This window comes from Microcoleus sp. CAWBG58 (assembly GCF_020883045.1).
GTDB lineage: Bacteria > Cyanobacteriota > Cyanobacteriia > Cyanobacteriales > Microcoleaceae > Microcoleus.
Window position 1 is genome coordinate 1 of the sequence record NZ_JAHRFA010000011.1, and the last position, 22504, is coordinate 22504.

13 protein-coding genes and 1 tRNA gene are annotated in these 22504 nt (G+C 46.6%); 9 read left to right on the plus strand and 5 right to left on the minus strand.

What is annotated here, in order from left to right:
- Window positions 1-138: 138 nt before the first annotated feature.
- Window positions 139-519 (plus strand): hypothetical protein, encoded by a 381-nt coding sequence (locus QZ918_RS06730; protein WP_293332693.1) that lies wholly within the window; start codon window positions 139-141, stop codon window positions 517-519.
- Window positions 507-3548 (plus strand): AAA family ATPase, encoded by a 3042-nt coding sequence (locus QZ918_RS06735; protein ID WP_293332696.1) that lies wholly within the window; start codon window positions 507-509, stop codon window positions 3546-3548. The genes QZ918_RS06730 and QZ918_RS06735 overlap by 13 nt, the downstream gene beginning before the upstream one ends.
- 102 nt (window positions 3549-3650) lie before the next feature.
- Here the strand turns inward: QZ918_RS06735 and QZ918_RS06740 are convergent, their stop codons facing one another.
- Complete coding sequence (locus QZ918_RS06740; protein ID WP_293332699.1) at window positions 3651-4229, minus strand: Uma2 family endonuclease; 579 nt, start codon at window positions 4227-4229, stop codon at window positions 3651-3653.
- Window positions 4230-4802: 573 nt separating this feature from the next.
- Between QZ918_RS06740 and QZ918_RS06745 the strand changes: the two genes are divergently transcribed.
- The gene (locus QZ918_RS06745; RefSeq protein WP_293332702.1) at window positions 4803-5975 is read left to right on the plus strand and encodes a pyridoxal phosphate-dependent aminotransferase; all 1173 of its coding nucleotides are present in this window, start codon (window positions 4803-4805) and stop codon (window positions 5973-5975) included.
- A 17-nt stretch (window positions 5976-5992) separates the two neighbouring features.
- Window positions 5993-7864: an aminopeptidase P family protein gene (locus QZ918_RS06750; RefSeq protein ID WP_293332705.1), complete on the plus strand. Its 1872-nt coding sequence runs from the start codon at window positions 5993-5995 to the stop codon at window positions 7862-7864.
- An 85-nt stretch (window positions 7865-7949) separates the two neighbouring features.
- Here the strand turns inward: QZ918_RS06750 and QZ918_RS06755 are convergent, their stop codons facing one another.
- The 4 genes from QZ918_RS06755 to QZ918_RS06770 form a co-directional block, all read right to left on the minus strand.
- Window positions 7950-9110, minus strand: coding sequence for a hypothetical protein (locus tag QZ918_RS06755; RefSeq protein WP_293332708.1), 1161 nt, complete (start codon window positions 9108-9110; stop codon window positions 7950-7952).
- A gap of 11 nt (window positions 9111-9121) precedes the next feature.
- Window positions 9122-9532: a hypothetical protein gene (locus tag QZ918_RS06760; RefSeq protein WP_293332711.1), complete on the minus strand. Its 411-nt coding sequence runs from the start codon at window positions 9530-9532 to the stop codon at window positions 9122-9124.
- Window positions 9533-9792: 260 nt separating this feature from the next.
- A tRNA-Thr gene (locus tag QZ918_RS06765) sits at window positions 9793-9865 on the minus strand.
- 326 nt (window positions 9866-10191) lie between these two features.
- Window positions 10192-12351 (minus strand): WD40 repeat domain-containing protein, encoded by a 2160-nt coding sequence (locus QZ918_RS06770; RefSeq protein ID WP_293332713.1) that lies wholly within the window; start codon window positions 12349-12351, stop codon window positions 10192-10194.
- An 852-nt stretch (window positions 12352-13203) separates the two neighbouring features.
- Between QZ918_RS06770 and QZ918_RS06775 the strand changes: the two genes are divergently transcribed.
- From QZ918_RS06775 to QZ918_RS06795, 5 genes are all read left to right on the plus strand, one after another.
- On the plus strand, window positions 13204-14346 hold the full coding sequence (locus QZ918_RS06775) for a sulfate ABC transporter substrate-binding protein (protein ID WP_293332715.1): 1143 nt from the start codon (window positions 13204-13206) through the stop codon (window positions 14344-14346).
- A gap of 138 nt (window positions 14347-14484) precedes the next feature.
- Entirely contained in the window at window positions 14485-15345 is an 861-nt protein-coding gene (cysT, locus tag QZ918_RS06780; RefSeq protein ID WP_293332717.1) for a sulfate ABC transporter permease subunit CysT, read from the plus strand.
- Complete coding sequence (gene cysW, locus QZ918_RS06785; RefSeq protein WP_293332719.1) at window positions 15335-16213, plus strand: sulfate ABC transporter permease subunit CysW; 879 nt, start codon at window positions 15335-15337, stop codon at window positions 16211-16213. Before cysT ends, cysW begins: the two co-directional genes overlap by 11 nt.
- Before the next feature lie 278 nt (window positions 16214-16491).
- Window positions 16492-16857: an NIL domain-containing protein gene (locus QZ918_RS06790; protein ID WP_293332721.1), complete on the plus strand. Its 366-nt coding sequence runs from the start codon at window positions 16492-16494 to the stop codon at window positions 16855-16857.
- Window positions 16858-17372: 515 nt separating this feature from the next.
- Window positions 17373-22478 (plus strand): DUF4347 domain-containing protein, encoded by a 5106-nt coding sequence (locus QZ918_RS06795; RefSeq protein ID WP_293332723.1) that lies wholly within the window; start codon window positions 17373-17375, stop codon window positions 22476-22478.
- The last annotated feature ends 26 nt before the right edge of the window (window positions 22479-22504 follow it).

Below are 22504 nucleotides of genomic sequence, written 5' to 3' on the forward strand. Positions count from 1 at the left end.
AACTGGTATGAAGTCCAAAGGAATTTATTCACTTCAGTTATACGTGAGCATATTTTGGCAAACCTGAGCCGTGATGGTATCGTCTAGAATACATAGATGATATTTTTTGTCAATGCGTAAGTCCTAGGTAATTGATAATTGGTGGACTTTTACCAAAATAATTGGTTTAAAGCCTCTCCTTTTAGCGAAAAATTAAAATCGGACTATTCATTACCCTTTGAGGGAGACATTAAAGTCAGACTATTCATTACTTCAATCCTATTCTTTCTAGGTAGAGGTTGCTCTCAAACTGTCAACTGTCAACTGTCAACTGTCAACTGTCAACTGTCAACTGTCAACTGTCAACTGTTTAATCAAATCCTCTTCCTTCCAGGTAGAGTTCACTGTCAACTGTTATCCCTAACAAACTTAAGAAAAGCCCATACCACTCGGAACAATATAATTGCCAAAATGCCCAATGCCCGATGCCCGATGCCCCATGCCCAATCCCCAAATCTAAAATCAGTATGCGTCCACTAGAACTTTTGCTCGAAGGATTTACCAGCTTCCGCCGGGAACAACGTTTAGATTTTTCTCAACTCGATTTGTTTGCAATTACTGGCGCTACTGGTGCGGGTAAATCTTCACTGCTAGATGCGATGACTTACGCACTTTTTGGTACGACAAATCGCAGTGGCAAACAAGTAGCTGATTTGGTAAGTCAAGGAAGCGAGAATTTAAAGGTGCAGTTACGTTTTGCTGTGGGTTTGGCACAGTATCGGGTGACGCGGAGGTGGCGTTTTCGTCCGAAATCTCCCGAGAACAAGGTGATTTTGGAAAGTTGGCAAAATGGCGGTTGGGAAACTTTGGGGACGAGTATTGTTGCTGTTCAAAATACGATTGAACAGATTTTGGGAATGGATTTTGATACTTTTACTAGAGCGATTATTCTGCCTCAAGGTAAGTTTGATGAGTTTATTAAAGGAGATACTTCTAAACGCCGAGAGATTTTGCGGCAGTTAGCGGGATTTGAAATTTTTGAGCAGATGAGGAAGGAAGCAAATGAACTCGCAAAGTTGCTGAAACAAGAACGAGAAATGGTGGAAAGACAGTTAGCCGATTTGAGCGCTCCCTCGAAGGATGAGGTAGACTTAAAACGATCGCAACTTTGGATTTTAGATCGGCAGTTACCTCAGTTCGAGCGCGCTGTTATGGAAGCTCAGAAGGCTGTGGATGAAGAAGAACAGCTATTTTCCCAAATCACTCGCTGGCAAGAGTTGCAACAACAATTAGCGAAATTAAATGCTAATTCCGCCGAGATAGCAATTTTAGCACAGCGCTTAGAAAGAGCGCAAGCTGCCAACCATTTACAGGGAGATTGGGCTTTAGTGCGATCGGCTCGCAGTCAGTATGAAACTGCGGAAAGTGCTGCTTTATCAGCGCGAGAGCGGTTAACTAAAGCTCGCTCGGAGCAAGCAACAGAGCAACAGCAATTTGAAGCTGCCAAAGCCAAATTTGAGGTATTAGCACCACAAATTAAGGCTCGCGAAGATGCTCTAGCTGCTGCGAAAGTATATGAAGAACAGCGCACTCAATTAGACAAAGAAGTTGCCCTCGCCCAGAACAATCAACAGGAAAAACTCCGCTTTCTCCAAGTAGCAGATAAAGAACTGCACGCTGCTAATACTAAAATTCAGGTGGCTGGTTTTCGGGTTACTCAAGTAGCGGCAATGCTCGAAAACTATTCGCCGGGAGGAAAGCATTTTGAAAAATTGCAGGAAGTTGCACCTTTATTGATGGAACTTCAGCTAATTGCCAAACAGGTAAAAACTCAGCGCGAACAGTTGAATAAATCTGTCGCCGAAAAAGCAAGTGCCGAACAGAATTACGTGCAGGTTGCAACTAATTTAGCAGCAGCCGAAATCAGGCTAAAAGAGTGCAGTGCCGAGTTAGAAGCGGTGGAAACTGCTAATGCGGAAGCGGCGCGTTTAGAGAGTGTTGCTGCTGTCAGGATGTCGCTGAATGCTGGGGATAATTGCCCGGTGTGCGGGGGGGTGCATCCTGAGAGCGATTTGCTCCCTGCTTTGCCGATTTCTAAGATTGTCGATGTTGCTGGTTTGCGCCGGAAAGTGGCGGCTGCAAATCAGGTTTTGCCAACTGCTCAAATGGCGGTGGCTGAGGGGAAAAGCGCAGTTTTGGCCTGCGAGCAAAAACAGTCAGAAATTGCTCTAGCATTGGAATTGACAGAGAAGAGAGTTGCTCAGTTGCAGCAGGAAATTACTCAAGTTCTGGAAAATCCTGAGTGGGAAGTCTTGCAGTTGCAGCAGGAGTTGGTTATACTTGCAGAGAGCGATCGCCAATACCGCGAAACCGAGCAGCAATTCCAACTCGCATCCTTGGAATATAACAATTACGAACAAAGATTTAATTTTGCGGTGACGGCTCAGGCTGCTAAACAGCAAGAATATCAAGATGCGATCGCCGAATCAGACCGTCGGAAGCAGCAGTTGCAAATTTGTGTGAATGCGCTTTATCAAATTACGGAATATCAACCCTATGCTAATTTAGCAAAAGCCTTAGCAGAAGACAAGCAAGAGTTGGCAGATCTGCTGGCAACTGCCGAAAAATCCTATCAATCTGCTCAAAATACTGCTATTCAAGCAGCCGAGAGAGAGCAACAAGCAGGGGAGGTTTTTGCACGAGCCCAAGCCAGCAAACAGCAGTTAAACCAAGATTGGCTAGCAAAATTAACAGCGGCGGATTTCACCGAAGAGACATTTTTAGCAGCGGTGGCGACTGTTAGCGAACAATCGCAGTGGGAAAACGCGATTCGATCTGTGCGCGAGTCAAAAATTCAGTTGGAGACGCGGGCGAAGGATTTAAGCGAGGCGATCGCAGGCAGGACTACCGATGAAGATACTTTAGCACAAGTGCGATCGGCAAAACACACCGCTCAAGAAAACTTCAAACAAGCCAACAACAACCGCGCCGAGCTTTTAGCGTGGATTCAAGTAGCCGCCCAAACCCTCGAACAAGCCGAAAGACTGTCCCAGCAAATTACAAATTTCACAGAACAAGAGCAAACCTATCATACCTTAGCACAGAATCTCAAATCCAACGAATTTCAATCCTACATCTTAGAACATTTAGAAGCAGAATTAGTCGGCAGTGCCACCTTGATTTTGCAAGAATTAACCGAAAATCGCTACAAGTTAAAAAACCAAGACGGCGAATACTGGGTAACAGATAATTGGAATGGCGGCGAAGCCAGACGAGTGCGAACCCTTTCCGGTGGCGAAACCTTCGCCACTTCCCTATCAATGGCTTTAGCTTTATCAGAAAAACTATCTCAAGGAGCTCAACTGGGAAGCTTATTTCTGGATGAAGGATTCGGCACTTTAGATGCAGAAACCCTCGAAAGCGTCACTCAAATTTTAGAATCATTGCGGCAGCGAGAAAGGCTGATTGGAGTGATTACCCACGTTAGAGGATTGGGGGAAAGATTGCCCGCTCAAGTTAAAGTGTTCAAGTCTCCGCAAGGCTCTAGAATAGAAATAGAAAGAGTTTAAGTAGAAGGAAGTTCGGCAGCGGATTTTGTAACGGATGTAACGGATGGATGGTAGAAGGAGGAAACAATGACCAAAAGCATCTTATCTGAGAAAGGCTATATTCTATATTTCTTGTGTTTCTTCTTCTGTAAAGATAGGAGGCCACAATTCAGAAACTGGCAATTCCCAACCGCGGAAAAGTTCTGGTACTGTTAAAATATCCCCATTTTGCAAGATTTGCGGTTCGCCAGCAGAGCGATAAATCTTCACTGTTTCGGCATCAGGATCGATCGCAATTCCGACAATCGCTCCGAGTTCAACAAACTTCAAAACCTTGGTTTCGAGAGGCTGAGTGCGATCGCTCTGAGACTTAATTTCTACCACTAAATCAGGAACCAACTGTCCAAAATAACGGGGACTTTGGCGCAATCGTGCGGCGCGCACAAAAGAAACATCCGGTGCTTTTAAGTTACTATCTGGCATGATGAAACCGCCTGCGGAGTCAAAAACTCGTCCGAGACGGCGGGGATTTATCCAAGCGAAAAGGAAGGCAATGAGACGGCTGCTGATTTCGCTGGATACGATGTCGGATGGGCCCATAATTGAAAGTCTCCCGCCTTCTAATTCAATTTGGTAATCTAAACCAGCTTCAGAAAAAGCGGTTTGAACTTGCTCAACATCTTTGACAGTCATGGTTGACATAGGAACTTTCTCCCGTTATGAGCCGATATTTAATTTTAGCACGATTTTGCGTTAGCATAAATTATCGGCTAAACTCCTGGCAAAAATCCCTACTTATCTCGAAATTCTCTGCGTTAACCTGTATGATATCGTTTCCGGTTGTATCGGATTTTTTTTACCGCAGAGGGCGCAGAGGGCGCAGAGAGAGAAGAGAGAGATTCATCATTCCTATGTTACTGGATTTGAGATTAATCCAAGATTTATGCAATGTGTTAATCTGCTTGATATCGTTTCTGGTTGTATCGGATTTTTTTTACCGCAGAGGGCGCAGAGGACACAGAGAGAGAAGAGAGAAGAGAGAGATTCATCATTCCTATGTTACTGGATTTGAGATTAATCTAAGATTTATGCAATGTGTTAATCTGCTTGATATCGTTTCCGGTTGTATCGGATTTTTTTTACCGCAGAGGGCGCAGAGGACACAGAGAGAGAAGAGAGAAGAGAGAGATTCATCATTCCAATGTTACCGGATTTGAGATTAATCCAAGATTGAAGTATACTATATAAATTTGCCTGTAAAATTTCCTATAATATATGATCGAAAATCACCTAACTCGAATGCAATCGGTACAATCGCCAATAATTCCAGTAGTTGGCGAATTAATCCGGCAAAATCCGGGAACGATATCTTTAGGACAAGGCATAGTTTACTACAATCCGCCCCCAGAATCATTTAACAAAATTCCCGAATTCTTCGCAAATCCCGACAATCACAAATACAAAGCCGTCGAAGGCATCCCACAATTACAAGATGCCATCGCAGCTAAACTCAAAACAGATAACGGCATAGAAATTAACAACACAAACTGCATAGTCGTTACCGCCGGTAGCAATATGGGATTTACCAACGCCATTCTCGCTATCACCTCGGCGGGAGACGAGGTTATCATTCAATCACCTTATTATTTTAACCACGAAATGGCGGCTGTTATGGCAAATTGCCGTCCCGTGATAGTAGAAACTGACGCCAACTATCAACTCAATATTGCTGCGATTAAACAAGCCATCACCGACAAAACGCGAGCAATTGTCACTATTTCACCCAATAACCCAACAGGCGTGGTTTATTCTGCGGAATCTCTCCGGGAAGTGAACGAGATTTGCCGCCAACACAATATCTATCACATCAGCGATGAAGCCTACGAATATTTTACCTATGACGGCGCGCAACACTGTTCGCCCGCAAGTTTTTCCAACAGCAGCCAACATACAATTTCCCTGTTTAGCCTTTCCAAAGCCTACGGTTTTGCGAGTTGGCGCATCGGGTATATGGTGATTCCACAGCATTTGCTGGTTTCGGTGATAAAAATTCAAGATACTATCTTAATTTGTCCGCCGGTAATTTCCCAGTATGCAGCCCTGGGAGCCTTGCAAGTTGGTAGAGTTTACTGCGATAATTATCTAAGGGCGATCGCACTTGTACGCCAAGTCGTATTAGATGAACTCAATACTATCCAAAATCTGTGTACAATTTCGCCAGCCGCCGGGGCTTTCTACTTTTTCTTGAAAGTTGACACCGAACTCGATACCATGGAATTAGTAGAGCGATTAATCCGCGAACATCATGTAGCCGTACTTCCCGGGACAACCTTCGGTATGGATAGCGGCTGCTATTTGCGCGTTGCTTACGGTGCTCTAGAAACTGCCACAGCCACCGCAGGAATTAGGAGGCTGGTGAAAGGTTTGAAGACAATTTTAAACAAGTAATATAGGATATTAAAATAATGGTTGTAACTAACTTTAAATCTGAACCCATTCTGGAGAATACCTCCGTTGAAAAAATTGCTACTTTGCGTGCTTTGATGGCAAACTATGACTTAGATTGCTATTTCATCCCAGCCGTTGACGAACACTTAAACTTATCAGTCCCAGCAGCAAAGCAGCGACGAGCTTGGATTTCCGGTTTTACGGGTTCGGCTGGCGATTTGTTAGTTGGCAAAAATTCGGCTTGGTTGTTTGTCGATTCCCGCTATTACGAACAAGCAGAGTTACAAGTCGATGCCGGATTGATTCAAATATCGAAACTCGGCTTGGAAGGAAATTTAAGCTTAATTGAAACTTTAGAAAAATTAGCAACTGAATCCGCACCAAAATCAACTAAGATTAGATTCGGTTTCGATCCGTTTACCGCAGCCACAGAGCAATATCAAAATTGGGTGAAAAAATTTGCAACAGCGGGAATTGAACTCGTACCGATACCGGAGAATTTAGCAGACAAGGTTCGACAAACAACAGAGACTTTACCCGCAATTGACGAATCTCCTATATTTAGCTTACCAGCATCCTTGACCGGAGAAACCGCCACGCAAAAATTAGTCCGAGTCAGGGAAGCGATGCAGAAAGCCAACATCGACTTGCTCCCAATTACCAACCTCAATCAAATAGCGTGGCTGTTCAATCTGCGAGGCTCGGATATTCCCCACATTCCCATTTTCATATCCTACGCGATTGTCACGGCAGATGCAGCATTTTTGTTCACAAATCTCGAACGAGTTTCACCACAAATCGAGCAAGAATTGGCGGCGGCTGTAACTTTGCTTCCCTACTCCGACTATCCGTCAACGTTGGAACGTTGTTTGAATTTGCAAAAACAAGTTCGGGTGCTGTTAGATGCGAAACACAGTACAGCAGGTACTTACCAGTTATTGTTAAACCAGCAAAAAGCTAGCGAAAATAAGATAGAAATAGTTTTCCAGCTAAATCCCGTAGAAGGGATGAAAGCTCGGAAAAATCCGGTGGAAATCGAGCAGATGCAATCTGCCAATTTTAAGGCAAGTCGAGCTAAAACTCTAACTTTAAAATGGTTGAGCGAACAGCTAGAAAATGGTAAAGTTCTTACCGAGTTTGATGTTAAAGAAAGCATCGAAAGTTTTTATCAACAAGAAGCTGACTTTCATATTTTAACATTTAGAACGATCGCAGGTGCGGGAGCAAATAGCTCGATCGTACATTACGGCACTCCCAGCCCCGAAATCACGCTCAAACCCGGAGAATTGCTGCTGCTAGACTCAGGTGCACAGTATCTAGCTGGAACAACCGACGACACCAGAACCATGATAGTCGGGGAACCGACAACGCAGCAAATCGAACACTACACCACAGTTTTGATAGCACACATCAACTGTGCCATGCAGCAATTCCCGAAAGGTACAACCGGATCGCAGTTAGATGCGATCGCCCGTGCGGTATTATGGCAACAACAGCTAGATTACGGACACGGTACAGGCCACGGAGTTGGCGCATTTTTAGCCGGTCACGAAGGCCCCAACGGTATCAGCAAATTTGTCCAATATCCCCTGGAACCGGGAATGATAACCAGTATCGAACCGGGATATTATGAACCAGGCTGGGGCGGAATTCGCCTCGAAAATCTCTATGTTGTCAGGGAAATGCCGTCTAAAAACGGTACGGCTTGGTACGGATTTGAACCGCTGACGTATATTCCGTTCGAGCAAAAATTGATAAATGTCGATCGGCTGTCAACAACTCAATTACAATGGTTAAACAACTATCACGCTTCGGTAGTTGAGAAACTCTCACCCGTATTCGATGCTGCCACAATCGCCTGGTTGAAAAAAGCCTGCACTGCGTCTTGAAAAAATAGGTACGTTGTTGGGCTTTAGCCCTCTTTATTTATATCTTGAAAGAGGGCTAAAGCCCAACAACGTACCTTGATTTGGATTATAATAAATTTGCCTTAAGCAAACGTCTTTTCAATCCAGAGCGACTGCTATATTTATTATGCAGTTGTTGAACCCGTGTTAAAAATTTAACTGTTTGGTTTTGATGATCCGCTAAATCTTGGAGTTTTAAAAGTAACGGCACTACTTCATCGTAAGAGCTAGAAGTTCCTTTTTGAATAAGAGCGTCTATATCTTCCCAAGCAGCCGGTTCTCGCTTCGCCAAAGCTTCTAATTCTCTGATTCGTGCAGCTTTAGCTAGCTCTTTCTTTGTGTATTCTTCCTCTATTTCTGCCTTTTTTGCGCTTTCTAAAAGCTGACGAATTGTTCGTTTACCAGGATTCTCCTCTTTCTTAACTTCTATCATTCCTGATAATTTCTTAGTCAATTCAATAGAGAGATTAGCTTCTCCATTGAGCAAGCGGAGTAAAAAAGTATCTACTTCAGAACGATCGAGTTTTTTGATAGCTTCTTTCAGATTCTTTTCAGGAATTGAACGTTTAGTAACACTAGCACTGATTGCAGCTTTGAGTAGATGCTCATCCAATTCAAAAATATCGATAAAAGCCTGTAACGATGGAGATAACTTGCCAAAATTAGGAGGAACAGGTGGCTCTAGCCTTTCTTTTGCATCATCATCTTCTTCTTCTTCTTCTTCATAATCCTCCTCATCTTCGTCGTCGTCTAATCCCTCAAGATAGGTAATTGCTTTCAACCAAGCCAAATAAAGTAAACGATAATCTCCCTGCAAAATTTCCTGACGCAAACCTATCAAAGAGGATAAACTGCCTTCTCCCTCTATCCAATCATCAAAACCTTCTTCCTCATTAATTAAAATTTCTAAAATGACATAATTATTAAGTTCAGAAACCTCCACTATATCTTCAATGCAATATTTTCGCATCTGTTCTACATCAATCAAACCTTTAGGGAAACGAAACATTAGTTGTATTGTTCCCCAATTAGCTATGTAAAACATAGCATCAAAATATTTGACTAATAATTCTTTTTCATTGCCCGGTAAATCTCCATAGCTATAGACAAAAATAGCTTTACTAGAGCTTATTCTCGCGCGACTAGAGAGTTGGCTGAGTGCTTCTTGTTCGGATTGAGTCAAACGTCGATCGACACTTTGAAACTCGTAATATTGATATTCGCTCATTTTGGGTTATTCTAAGTACATGGAAGAAATGGCAAAAGCTTCTTCAGGGTACCGTAGAAAGTGCCATTTCGGAACATACAAGGCTCGTATTTTTCACTGCTATAGGCATAAAACCCCAGAGTCCAAGCTTCTTCATCACTAAAGTAACGCAGCCGACACAGGTGAAGGGGGGTATTTCGCCTTCTTTCTAAATATTCCTCACGAGATACAGACAAATCTTTCGCCGGAAAATCTAGGGGGACATCAGGTTCTGTATAGGCATCAATGTAACAAAACTGACTGCGAAAACGGATGCCTAGGCGAGTGTACTTACCTGCGTAGTGAGCGGCAGCATAACTGAGAATACGCTGTTTCACCCGTTGTTGCACTTCCGGTGGGATTTTAACTCCTCCTGAATGTGGATCTTTTACCCAAGGGGACATTTGACTGCTCCTGTAGACCGATCGCAGAATTAGTTTATAATGAATTGCTAAGTTGAGTGGCCAACATTTAATTAAACTTTAGAATCAGACGCTCAAGTTTGCGATCGCCCGATTCAATATAACCATAGATATTTCTATTTTTGGAAAAAAGATTGCGTTAACAATCAAAATTGCTGAGGCGGATGATAAGGACTTTGAGGCGCTTGCGGGCAAAAAAAATTAAGGCTAGAAGTTTTATCTAGCCTTAATTTCATTAAGTAAGCTGGTGACAAGACTCGAACTTGCGACAGGCTGATTACAAATCAGCTACTCTACCAACTGAGTTACACCAGCAGTTAAACTTAATATAGCAAACTTATCGCCATTAGCGCAACCCCCCCAGCAAACTTTTTTTTCAAATTCGCCCAAAACCGCTTCCGGTAAGGGCAGAACCGAAATTACTGTCCCCGAGATTCAGAAACCGGGTTTCTTTCTATATTTCTCGTTACTCAACCCAAATTTTTTGTAGAAACCCGGTTTCTCGCTTCCGTGGGTAAAGTTTGTTGAACTTCTCGCTGCTGGCTTCAAACCGGGCGGACTCTGGGCCAAAGCAGATTATCTAAACTAATGACTAATGACTGATGACTAATGACTAATGACTAATGACTAATGACTAATGACTAATCGCAACGCCAAATCTTAATTGTCTCATCCGCGCTGCCGCTGGCTAGCAAATTGCCCGAAGGTGCGATCGCCACCGAGTATACTGTACCCGAATGTCCTTCAAGAGTGCTCAACAGCTCCCCTGTCTGCAAACTCCAAATATTAATCGTATTGTCATCGCAGCCGCTAGCCAAAGTCAAACCGTCCCTACTGATAGCAACCGAATCGCCCCGACTTACATAATTCCGCAAAATATGCACAGCCTCATTCATCCCTAAATTCGCTATACCCTTCCCCTTGGCAGAATTAGAATTTAAGATCCGCAACAAACTGCCCGTGTGCAAATTCCGCAGCTTAATCGTATAATCATTGCTGACGCTAGCCAGAATTTGACCGTCCGGCGCGATCGCCACAGAATTCACCCCAACATTCAAACCCGAAAGAGTCCGCAGCAACTTACCGCTTTCCACATCCCAAACCTTGCTCGTCGCATCCGAACTGCCGCTCGCCAATATCTTACCATCCGGGCTAAAAACCACCGCATTCACATTGTCTGAATGACCCCTCAAAGTCCGCAGCAACTCACCAGTCCGCAAATTCCACAGCTTAATCGTATTATCAGCCCCGCCGCAGCTAGCAATCACCTGCCCCTTCGGGTTGATCGCCACCGAATTCACCTCCATAGAATGTCCTGGGAAAGTACACAATAGATCGCCGTTGTACAAATTCCAAAACTTAATTGTTTCATCCGAACTGCCGCTGACCAACATTTTTCCATCATAGCTAATCGCAACCGAATTTACGCGATCGGAATGTCCCGTCAAAGTGCCAACTAATTCCCTTGTTTCTAAATTCCAAATCTTAATAGTTTTATCCCAACTACCACTAGCCAGAATTTCGCCATCAGGACTAATCGCCAGAGAATTCACAAACGATGAATGTCCCGGCAGGGTGTAAGCGCACCGCCATTTCAGATTTTTTAATTTGTGAGCGAACTCCTTCGCCCGCTTTGATTTCGCCTCAGCTTCCTGTCTGCTTTTTATTGCCTCCTCCTCCAAACGCTTGCGTTCCGCCCTAGCTTTCGCCTCTCGCAGTGCTAACCGCCGCATCTCTCCCTTATAGGTTATTCGCTGCTGCTCCTGAATTTCTTTAAGAGTTTCTATATACGGTAGAGCCCAATCTTGAGAAAACCATTCCTGAGCAAATTCCGCCTCTAAATTAAATAGCTGAGGTTCGTGAGTAAAATCTATTTTTAAATAATACAAATCCGCTAAAAAAGCAGCCAGCAACTTATGAATTGTCACAATTATTTGCCGAATAATCCGCAGTCTCACCTTTTCATCTTTCCCCTCGGCTTCCAACTGGTGATAAACTTCTTCCCAATTCCAAGGCTGCATCGCCACTAGGGAAACATTCTGATTGATTATCCCCCAAAAACCGACATGAAAATTAACTTCATAATCGCTGATGTCGCTGTACAATATAGCGGTTGGCACGGGAGACAAAACAGTCTGCAACCGCTCCACATCAATATCAGAAATAGGGTTTTTGAAATAATCTCCGTAAAACTGAACTGGACAGGATTCTCCGTGCTGGGGGTAGTGCTGGTTCAAAAAAGTTCTCAACTTAGCCGGCAGCTCGATATTCAGATTGTGGCGAAACGAATCCGGGCAATCTTGGCTAATTTTTGCCGGAGCAACTAACAACAGCAATCGGTGCTGCTGCTGCTGCAAAATCTGTTCAGTTTCCTGCCTGCTCAAATTAGAAAACCAGTTGTCCCTGTCCCAAATAATTTGAATTTCGTTCAGCTTAACTCGAATTGCTTCTGATTGAATCTCCCGCATTAACTCGCGGCCGAGCCGGCTAATAGCCCGCTGATCTCTCAATTCTTCCGCCCTAATTCGATTGGCGCGTTCTTCCTTTACATTTTCTTCTTCTATGCTGGCGATCGCAATTAACTCTTGTTCTCGGGCCTGCTGCCGCTGCAAATACTTCACTTGTGCTTTAATCCAGCGGGGGTCTTTTTTGATTTGCTGGTTCAAAGCAGAAGAACCAGACGGCTCAATTTCTGCATAGCGTTCGTTGACAGCACTTGCTCCCAATCTTTCTCCCAATTCGCAGGCTACAGGTTTCAACAGTTCAATTAGGGTGTCTGAGACGGGGCGGGGTAATGACATACCAGTTAAAACTTTTTCTTACTTTGCGGGCGACAAGCAGCCAGTCAGGCTTATCCCGCTGGGCACAGACTCTTAGCACGGCCTTACATTTGGGCGATCTATTGGCGATCTATTTTAGATTTTAGATTTTAGATTTACTCCACAGATGAATCAGGCAGCTAAAACTTGAGTCTGCTCGCGACAATTGTCGGGGCACGGTATCCGTTTTTGAGCGGAGCCAGCGTATCCGTAAGGCGTATCGTACAGCGGCGCAAGCTTAGCACCTTAACTCAATCATAGTGTTTGTACGGTTTACATTTTACGGCGAATCTGAGTGGAAACCACCGAGGCAAAAGACTTGAGGATATTCGATCGACTCTGAGTGCCAGAATTCGTTTTTTTTGTTGCGATTGTTACCCGCCCTTGTCTATAATCGTACTTCCCCACCATAATTACGGTATTCCGACCTAATAACCGTACTTTAGTAGAGGAACAAATATAGTCAGCAACTCAGGGAATCAACGCCACTGAGCTTGTAAGAGCAATCGAGCAAGCTGTGTTGACGGGCCAAGCGTCTTAACTGACTACGTTATTTGAGTCACGACACCCTGGGATGCGTAGCTAGTTCCTTGCTCTGTCATCTGCAATTAAACAGTTTGAAAGTCACGCTCAACAGTGTTGCAGGTCTCTCAAGCTCTCATAACATTGGGCGTTGCCTAACATTACCCGTAAGGGCTTGGAGACAACCATATCTCCGCAGAGGGGCAACCATACCCCTCTACCCCGCAAGGGGATTCACGGCGGTTGAAACCGCTTTCTTCGTTTCCCTCTCAGGACTAAAGTCTCTGAGTTTTCCACTTACCGAGTGTTTTTATGAGCCCGTTGCAACACCTAACTCAACAATTTCACCGACCACAACAGCTACCAATTGGCAAAAATCGATCGCTCGCTGCACTGAAAAGATTTGTGTCGCTATTTGTAGTAGGAATAACTTTAAGTTTGGCAATTGTATCCTGCCAGCAGGGAACCCCGAACAACTCCGCCACCACTCCAGGCGGTGCTAACCCAGCCAAAAAAGGCAAAGTAGAATTAACCCTCGTTTCCTTCGCCGTCACCAAAGCCGCCCACGCAGCGATAATTCCCAAATTTGTCGAACAATGGCAAAAAGAAAAAGGACAAACCGTCACCTTCAGCGAAAGTTATGGCGGTTCCGGTTCCCAAACTAGAGCAGTAATTGACGGATTAGAAGCAGATATCGTACACCTAGCCCTCGCCCTCGACACCTCGAAAATCGAGAAAGCCGGACTCATCCAACCGGGCTGGGAAAAAGAATTTCCCAAGGGCGGCATCGTCAGCAAATCCGTAGCTGCAATAGTTACCCGCGAAGGTAATCCCAAAGGCATTAAAACCTGGGAAGATTTAAGCAAAGACGGAGTTAAATTAATTACCGCCGATCCCAAAACCTCAGGAGTTGCTCGTTGGAATTTCCTAGCACTTTGGGGTTCGATTCTCAAAACCGGAGGAGACGACACCAAAGCATTAGACTTTACTACCAAAGTTTACAAAAACGTTCCGATTCTGACTAAAGATGCCCGTGAAGCTATGGATGTATTTTTTAAACAAGGCCAAGGCGACGCCTTAATCAACTACGAAAACGAAGTTATTTTAGTAGCTCAGAAAGGCGAAAAACCGAGTTATGCTATTCCAGATGTGAATGTGTCGATCGACAATCCGATTGCGATCGTCGATAAAAACGTGGATAGACACGGCAATCGCGAAGTCGCCGAAGCCTTTGTCAAGTATCTGTACACTCCAGAAGCCCAGCGAGAATTTGCCAAAGCAGGATTTCGCCCAGTAGATGAGACAGTAGCCAAAGAAGCAGAATTTGCCCAAAAATATCCCGCCGTCAAAACCCTATTTACAGCTAAAGATTTGGGAGGTTGGGGAGAAATTCAGAAGAAATTCTTTGATGACGGAGCCACGTTTGACAAAATCCAAGGATCTATTAAACGCTAATTCCCGAATTACCCGCTCGTAGTGAGGACTTCAGTCCTCTCCAAACGGTTCGATCGTTCGGACTTCAGTCCTCCCCAAAATATTAGCTTTTCAAGGATTTGCATTCCTTACTACAAACGAAGAAATACTCAAACCTAAATGGCAGTATCATCTCCAGCAACCAACTCTCAATCGGCGATCGCAAATATCAAAAGAGCGATCGGCAAAATCACACTACCTTGGGGAATCACCATCGGCTACCTCAGCCTCATGCTACTTCTCCCAGTCACAGCCATGCTGCTAAAAGCGAGCACAGCAAACCCCGGCGAATTTTGGAAAATCGCTACAAGCCCGATCGCCCTTTCCGCCTACGATGTCACCTTCGTCACATCATTAATCGCCGCCCTAATCAACGGAGTTTTCGGCACATTAATAGCCTGGGTATTAGTCCGCTACGACTTTCCCTTAAAACGCATTGTCGATGCAGCAGTCGATTTACCCTTTGCGCTACCAACATCCGTCGCAGGTTTAACCCTCGCCACAGTTTACAGCGATAACGGCTGGATCGGCTCCCTATTTGCACCATTGGGAATCAAAATATCATTCACTCGCTTGGGCGTAGGCGTAGCCATGATCTTTATTTCCTTACCCTTCATCGTGCGAACTGTACAGCCAGTTTTACACGAAATGGAAAAAGACATCGAAGAAGCAGCTTGGTGCTTGGGTGCTTCTCAATTTCAAACCTTTTGGCGAGTTGTTTTACCGCCGCTCTTTCCGTCAATTTTAACCGGAGTTGCTCTCGGATTTTCCCGAGCCGTTGGCGAGTACGGTTCGACGGTAATTGTAGCAGCTAACGTACCGTTTAAAGATTTAATTGCACCTGTTTTAATTTTCCAAAGATTGGAACAGTACGACTATGCAGGAGCCACAGTCATCGGCACTGTCATGTTAGGAATTTCCCTAGCAATGCTGTTCACAATTAATATTTTACAGGCCTGGAGGAGACGCTATGACGGGTGATATCAATTTATCTAAAAATTACACAGTTCCGCCAGCGGGTTCGTCGCGGGGTAACGAAAAAGCATGGGTAAAGCCAACGTTGATCGGAATTGCGATCGGCTATCTCGCCCTCGTCTTATTTATCCCAACCCTCAACGTTTTTTACCAAGCTTTCAAAAAGGGAATCGAGCCATTTTTCGCCAACTTAACCTCACCAGATTTTCTATCAGCAGCCCAACTTACCCTGCTGATAGCTCTGATAGTTGTACCTATAAACACAGTATTTGGTTTGTGTGCAGCTTGGGTAATCGGCCGCAACAAATTTCCCGGACGTACCCTATTAATCACCATTTTAGACGTGCCGTTTGCCATCTCTCCCGTAGTCGCAGGTTTAATGATTGTACTGCTTTACGGTAGGCTGGGATGGTTCGGCCCGTGGCTGGAAAGTGCCGGGATTAGGATTATCTTTGCTTTGCCAGGAATGGTGCTAGCTACTGCTTTTGTCACTCTACCTTTTGTTGCCCGCGAAGTGATTCCTGTTTTAGAAGAAGTGGGAACCGATCAAGAAGAAGCTGCGAAAACTTTGGGAGCAAATGATTGGCAAATCTTCTGGAATGTGACGCTGCCGAATATTCGCTGGGGCTTGCTTTACGGTGTGATTTTGACAAATGCTAGGGCAATGGGAGAATTTGGAGCTGTTTCTGTGGTATCGGGAAATATTGCTAAAAAAACTCAGACTTTGCCTTTGTTTGTCGAGGATGCTTACAAGCAGTACGCGACGCAAGCAGCTTTTTCCGCTGCGGTAGTTCTCGGTTTTTTAGCGGTTGTTACTCTGGTGCTTAAGGAGATTTTGGAACGAAAAACTACCATTAAGGAAGTTAAGGAATAGTCATTAGTCATTAGTCATTAGTCATTAGTCATTAGTCATTAGTCATTAGTGCTGTCCCCGCTCGCCAAAGTCTAACGTTATTAGTTAGTGCGAGCGTCCCCGCTCGCGAACGTTATTAGTTAGTGCGAGCGTCCCCGCTCGTGAACAGCATTAGTCATTAGTCATTGATAGGGTGCGTCGCCTTCGACAATCTCCTTGAAAGCTGGAAAATCTCGCAGCGAGGCACCCTACCAGATATTGGTGGAATCTGCAAACAGAAACAAACATTGGAGGTTGAAATGTTAAATCACAACAATAACAATACCGAACCTGAATTTGAGCCGATCGACAATTTCCACCAAACTCAACAATCAGACATACCGCACACTGAGTCAGGAGACAGCAGACCAACTCAAACCCGCATTCGGATTCGCATTCCCAAAGAATACCATCAGGAACCTGTCATCTCTAACCTGATTTCGGAACACGGTTTAAAGGTAAATTTTAATGCAGCTTTGTTGGGTGGAAAAAATTCCGATGACGGTTGGTTTGATTTGGAGCTTAACGGTACAAGCCAACAAATTGAAAGTGCTCTGATTTATCTCAACGATTTAGATGTGGAAATCTGGAGCAATTCCAATCATCCCGATGAGGAAACTTGGTAAACGTTTGTAGTGAGGACTTTAGTCCTTATTAAGACTAGGACTGAAGTCCTCACTACGAACCAATTTTATTGCGGTTTTGCGATCGCCCAAACTATCATTCCTTAGCCCAAAAATACCAAATAACATCAGTTTACAGCCGATCGCCGCGACTGATGACTTTTTACTGACAAATATCGATCGCCATTAGTTATTTTTTTGCTTGACATTTATGACAAAACGTTGTACCTGACAGAGTGTAATCGCATCAAAAACTAGGCGCCAGTCTTCTCAAATATTTTTGTAACATCCGGAACAATATCTACCTTGCAAACTTCTACACAATCAAACTAAACTTAGTATATCCTAGGAGAGCATAAAAAAAGGTTTTTGTCAATCTTCCATTGAGGTGAAAGTTAGGGCGATCGTCTTCCAGGGCTTTGTCAACGACTTGCATCCGCAGCGGAATAAGATCGATCGCTGCTGCGTTTGGTTTGTGCTATGAATTTAATGTGTGTGTGTACCAGAGGAATTTAATCATGGAACTCTATAAAGAACGGAAACACCAGATAGTTTTTGCGGATTCACAAGTTAAAGATTGCGAAAGTTTAACGAAAACCGCGAATTCCGATACAGAAGTTATTATTCTCAAGGCCGATCGCGACGGCATCGCGCAAATCGCCGAAACACTTAAACAGCGGCAAAACATTGCAGCAGTTCATATTCTGTCTCACGGCTCAGCAGCCAGCCTGCAACTGGGAAGCACAGAACTCAATCTCAGCAACATTGAAACCTACCGCAATTATTTAGAAAAATGGTTTGCTTTGCCAGCAGCCGAAGCAAACTCGAACTCTTCAACTACTGCTAAACCAGAAATTCTGCTTTACGGTTGCAACGTCGCCGCCACAGAAGCCGGTGTCGCCTTCGTCCAAAGGCTGAGCCAGCTCACGGGGGCAAATATTGCCGCATCCGATAACTTGACCGGCAGTGCCGCGCTGGGCGGAGACTGGGTGTTGGAAGTAACTACAGGGAAAATAGAAACACCTTTAGCATTTTCCCAAGAGGCGAGGGAAGCTTACAGTGGAGTCCTGATTCCCCTTACCCTAGACGTTAACAATTTTAGCGAACTAGACAATGCTATTAAAGTTGCCAACACCAACGATGGCCCAGACACAATCAACATTAAGAGCAACTTTACCCTGACAGGGTTGCTACCCAGAATTACCGGCCCTACAAATATTGTTGGTGGCGGTTTCAAAATCACCGGTACTCCGACAGCCCGAGCCTTTGTCGTTGATAGTACCGGCCCAGTTAACATTTCCAACCTCACCATTGATTCTGCAACAGCAGTAGGAGGAATCGCACCGGCTGGTGGTGGTGGTGGTGGTGCTGCGGGTTTAGGGGGCGCACTTTTTATCAACAGCGGCACTGTAATAGTTGACAGAGTGACTTTCTCGAATAACCAGGCTATCGGTGGTGCAGGTGCTGCTGGAATCGGTGGCAAAGGTGGCACTGCTGATTTCGGTGGTGTTCCCTTTGGAGGCAGCCCAGGCGTTGCTTTCCCAACAGCAGCCACCGCAGGTGGTAGTTTTACCCCCAATGGTAACCCCGGAAACAACGGTTCTCCTGGATTCTCCGCAGGCGCTCCGGCTGGTAATGGTGGTGCTGCTGGGGCAGGTGGTAATGGAGTCGGGCCTGCTGGCGTAGGTGGCATTGGCGGTATTGGTGGCGCTGGTGTGAGCGGCTCTATTGGTGGTGGCGGTGGTGCTGGCGGTGCTGGCGGGAATGGCGGTACGGGCGCTACGACCAACGGTGGCGGTGGTACTGGTGGCGCTGGCGGTGCTGGTGGCTTCGGGGGCGGTGGCGGTGCAGGCGGTACTGGTGGTACTTCTACTCCCCCTGCTCTTGCTGGTGTTAACGGTGCAGGAGGTGTTGGAGGCTTCGGTGGCGGTGGTGGCGCGGGAGCTACTCCCGGTCTCAGCACTGCGATCAATCTCTTTACCCCTGGTGGGACTGCTGTCGCTGCCGCAGGTGGCGGTGGTGCTGGTTTGGGTGGTGCGATTTTTGTCGGCGGCGGCAACTTGACCTTGACCAACAGCACCTTATATAGCAATACAGTCAGGGGTGGAAATGCTGGTGCTGCTACCGCAGGTGCGGGTACAGCCGCAGGCGGTTCAATTTTTGTCAACTTTGGTGCCACAGCTACCCTGACTAACAACACGATCGCCTATAACTCTGCCACAGCAGCGACAGTTGGTACACCGGCCAGTCTGATTGCTAATGGCGGAGGAATTTACAACAACGGCGGTACTGTCACGGTCAAAAATACGATCGTCGCTGGCAACACAGCTACTACCAACCCCGATGTTACAGGGGCATTTACAGGAAACAACAACCTGATTGGAGTTCTAGGCACTAGCACCGGTTTAACAGGTCAGGCATTAGCGGTTCCTCTAGCGACGGTATTAGCACCAGCCGCTGCTGCCGGACTCAACGGCGCAACTGCTCCCGCTCCTTTCACCCTCGCCCTAGTTAGCAACCCCGTCGTCACCACGAGCACTAATCCGGCAATTGGTGGAGGCGACCCAACCATAACGGTAGTGGGCACTACTGCTTTCGACCAACGCGGCACTGGTTTCCCTCGCAAAATTGACAATACTCTCGTTGGTAAACCAACTATTGACATCGGTGCTTACGAGTATGGCCCAGTTGTTCAGGGTCAGAAATTCAACGATATCAACGGCGACGGCGTTAAAGCTGCGACAGATCCAGGTCTAGGGAATTTTACCATTACCGCAGGAACCCCGACTTCTACTACATCTGTCACTACTGCTGTTAGCTCTAGCGTTCCTGCAACTCTCGGTCAGTACACCCTTACGGATACTAAGGCAAACACTGCGATCGCCGAAACGTTACCACCAGGTTGGGTGCAGACTGTCGGTCCGACTCCGCCCTCTACAGGTACTGCTGATGTCCCTAACGCTAACTTCGGTAATTTCCTAAAAACTACGATCGCGGGCAAAACCTTCACCGACCTCGCAGGCAACGGTTTCACTCCCGACGACACCGTATTACCGGGCGTCGTAGTCAATCTCTACAGAGACACCAACGGCGACGGAATATTCCAAGCCGCCACAGATACAGTTGTCGGCACTCCGCAAACGACTACGGCAACAGGAGATTACAGCTTCGCGGACATCGGCCCGGGCAAGTACCTGATACAAGCCGTTCCCCCGGCCAGCTCCAGCATCTCTTTCCCCGCTGGCACAAATCCGGCTATTGCGGTTACTACCGAAAGCGGTAAACCCGTCGTCGGGCAGAACTTCGGCATTTTCAAAAACGTCACTATCACCGGTCAGAAGTTCAACGACCTCAACGGGAATGGGGTCAAAGAGGGCACCGAACCAGGATTAGAAGGCTGGAAAATCTTACTAGAACCACAGACCTTTATCGGCACAGCAGTACCGCGATCGACTACCACGGATGCCTCTGGGAATTACACCTTTACTGAAGTTGGGGCTGGTACATTCCTCCTGCGGGAAGAGCAAAAGACTGGTTGGCAGCAAACTTTCCCTGTTCCCCCAGCCGCCACGAGGCTTACTACCGCAAGTGGCGTTAACATTGCCAACACCGCCGCCCTTCCCACCAACTTCGGGAACTTCCAGGTTGGCAAGATTAGCGGGATCAAATTTAACGATCGCAACAAAAATGGTGTCCAAGATGCCGGCGAACCAGCGCTAGCAGGCTGGAGAATCTACCTAGATGCCAACAACAACGGCACGCTAGAGCCAACCGAAACCGCTACTGTCACCGATATCACCGGTAAGTACCAGTTCAACGACTTGCCATTCGCCACCTACAACGTCCGGGAGTTAGTAGAACCGGGCTGGACGCAAATCGCCCCGGCAGCCAGCGGCACCGCGCCTACCCTTTCAGGTGCCTACAGGATCGCCCTCACCAGCGGTCAAGACTCCCAAAACAACAACTTCGGCAACTTCTTCGAGGCGAGCACGATTAGCGGTCAAAAGTTCAGTGACCTCAACAACAACGGCGTTAAGGATGCCACAGAACCGGGCCTACAAAACTGGCAAATCTTTGTAGATACCAACAAGGATGGAGTCTTCCAACAGGGCGAATTGACTACCATCACCGATAAGGATGGCAACTACACGATCGACGACGTACCTGTAGGCACTCACCAGGTAAGGGAAGTTCAGCAAACCGGCTGGACTCTGACAACCGCGCTCCCTGCCGACGTTGTTATAGCTAAAGCCGGAGAAAAACCCACCGGCATTAACTTCGGCAACTTCTTGCCGCAACCGGGCCAGATCCGCGGTCTGAAGTTCCAAGACAACAACAAGAATGGCGTTCAGGATGCCGGAGAACCGGGTTTACCCAATGTCCAAATTCAGTTGACCAAAGTCGTAGCACCCACCCCAGGAGCTCCTGCTGCTGCTCCTGTTACTACTACCACAGACAACAGCGGCAACTACCTGTTCGCGAACCTAGCGCCGGCAACCTACCGCGTCCGGGAAGTCGTGCCAGTTGGTTTCACTCAAAGCAGCCCCAACCCCGCCGACATCGTGCTGGCTTCGGGCGCTATTGTCAGCGGCATCAACTTCGGGAATTCGGTTATAACAACACCGACACCTTCACCAACGCCGACACCGACGCCAGAACCACCTGGCAGGACATCGCCGACACCGACGCCTGCGCCGACGCCAACACCGACGCCTGCGCCACCGACGCCGCCGACACCGCCAACACCACCAACACCACCGACACCACCGACGCCGACGCCGACGCCGACACCAGAACCGACGCCGACACCGACACCGACACCGACACCTTTAGTGACAGATTTGGTTTGTCCCGATTCCTTCCCCAGGGTTACCCCTCCGAATCTGCCCCCCAGTCCTTCGCGGAACGGTGTCATCAACGGCACTAACGGCAACGATACCCTCGTGGGCAGTGCCAATGCTGACTCGATCTTCGGGTTAGGCGGCGCCGATTTGATCTTCGGCCAAGAGGGCGGCGATTACATCAATGGCAATACCGGCAACGATACTATCTACGGGGGCAAAGATGGCAATACTATCTTTGGTGGTAAAGGCTTTGACCTGATTTTTGGCGATCGAGCTGATGATACTCTTTACGGCAATCGCGGCAACGACTCGGTAAGTGGCGACGATGGCGATGACGTATTGTACGGCGGCAAAGGCGACGACGTGCTATTGGGAGAAGGCGGCGACGACATACTATTGGGCGATCAAGGTAATGACACTCTCTGCGGTGGCGACGGTAACAATACCTTGCTGGGCGGCAGCGGCGACGATATACTCTTTGGTGGCACCGGCGATGACTTGCTCTTTGGCGGCCTTGGCAATGACACTCTGATCGCTAATGGCAACTCACAAGACTTTGTATTGGCAGCGATTCAGGGCACTGACACGATTATCAACTTCAGACCAGAATCTGATTCGATCCAGTTGGTGGGAGGTTTGGACTTCAGTCAACTGTCGTTAACCGAAACTAACGGCTCAACTGCGATCGCGATCGCCAGCACCAACCAGACTTTGGCTATATTGACGGGCGTTGTCCCCAACCGGTTAGCTGCAAGCAGTTTTAACGTGCTGGTGGTTTAATCTGTAGTCCTTAGTAGGCATCGCTT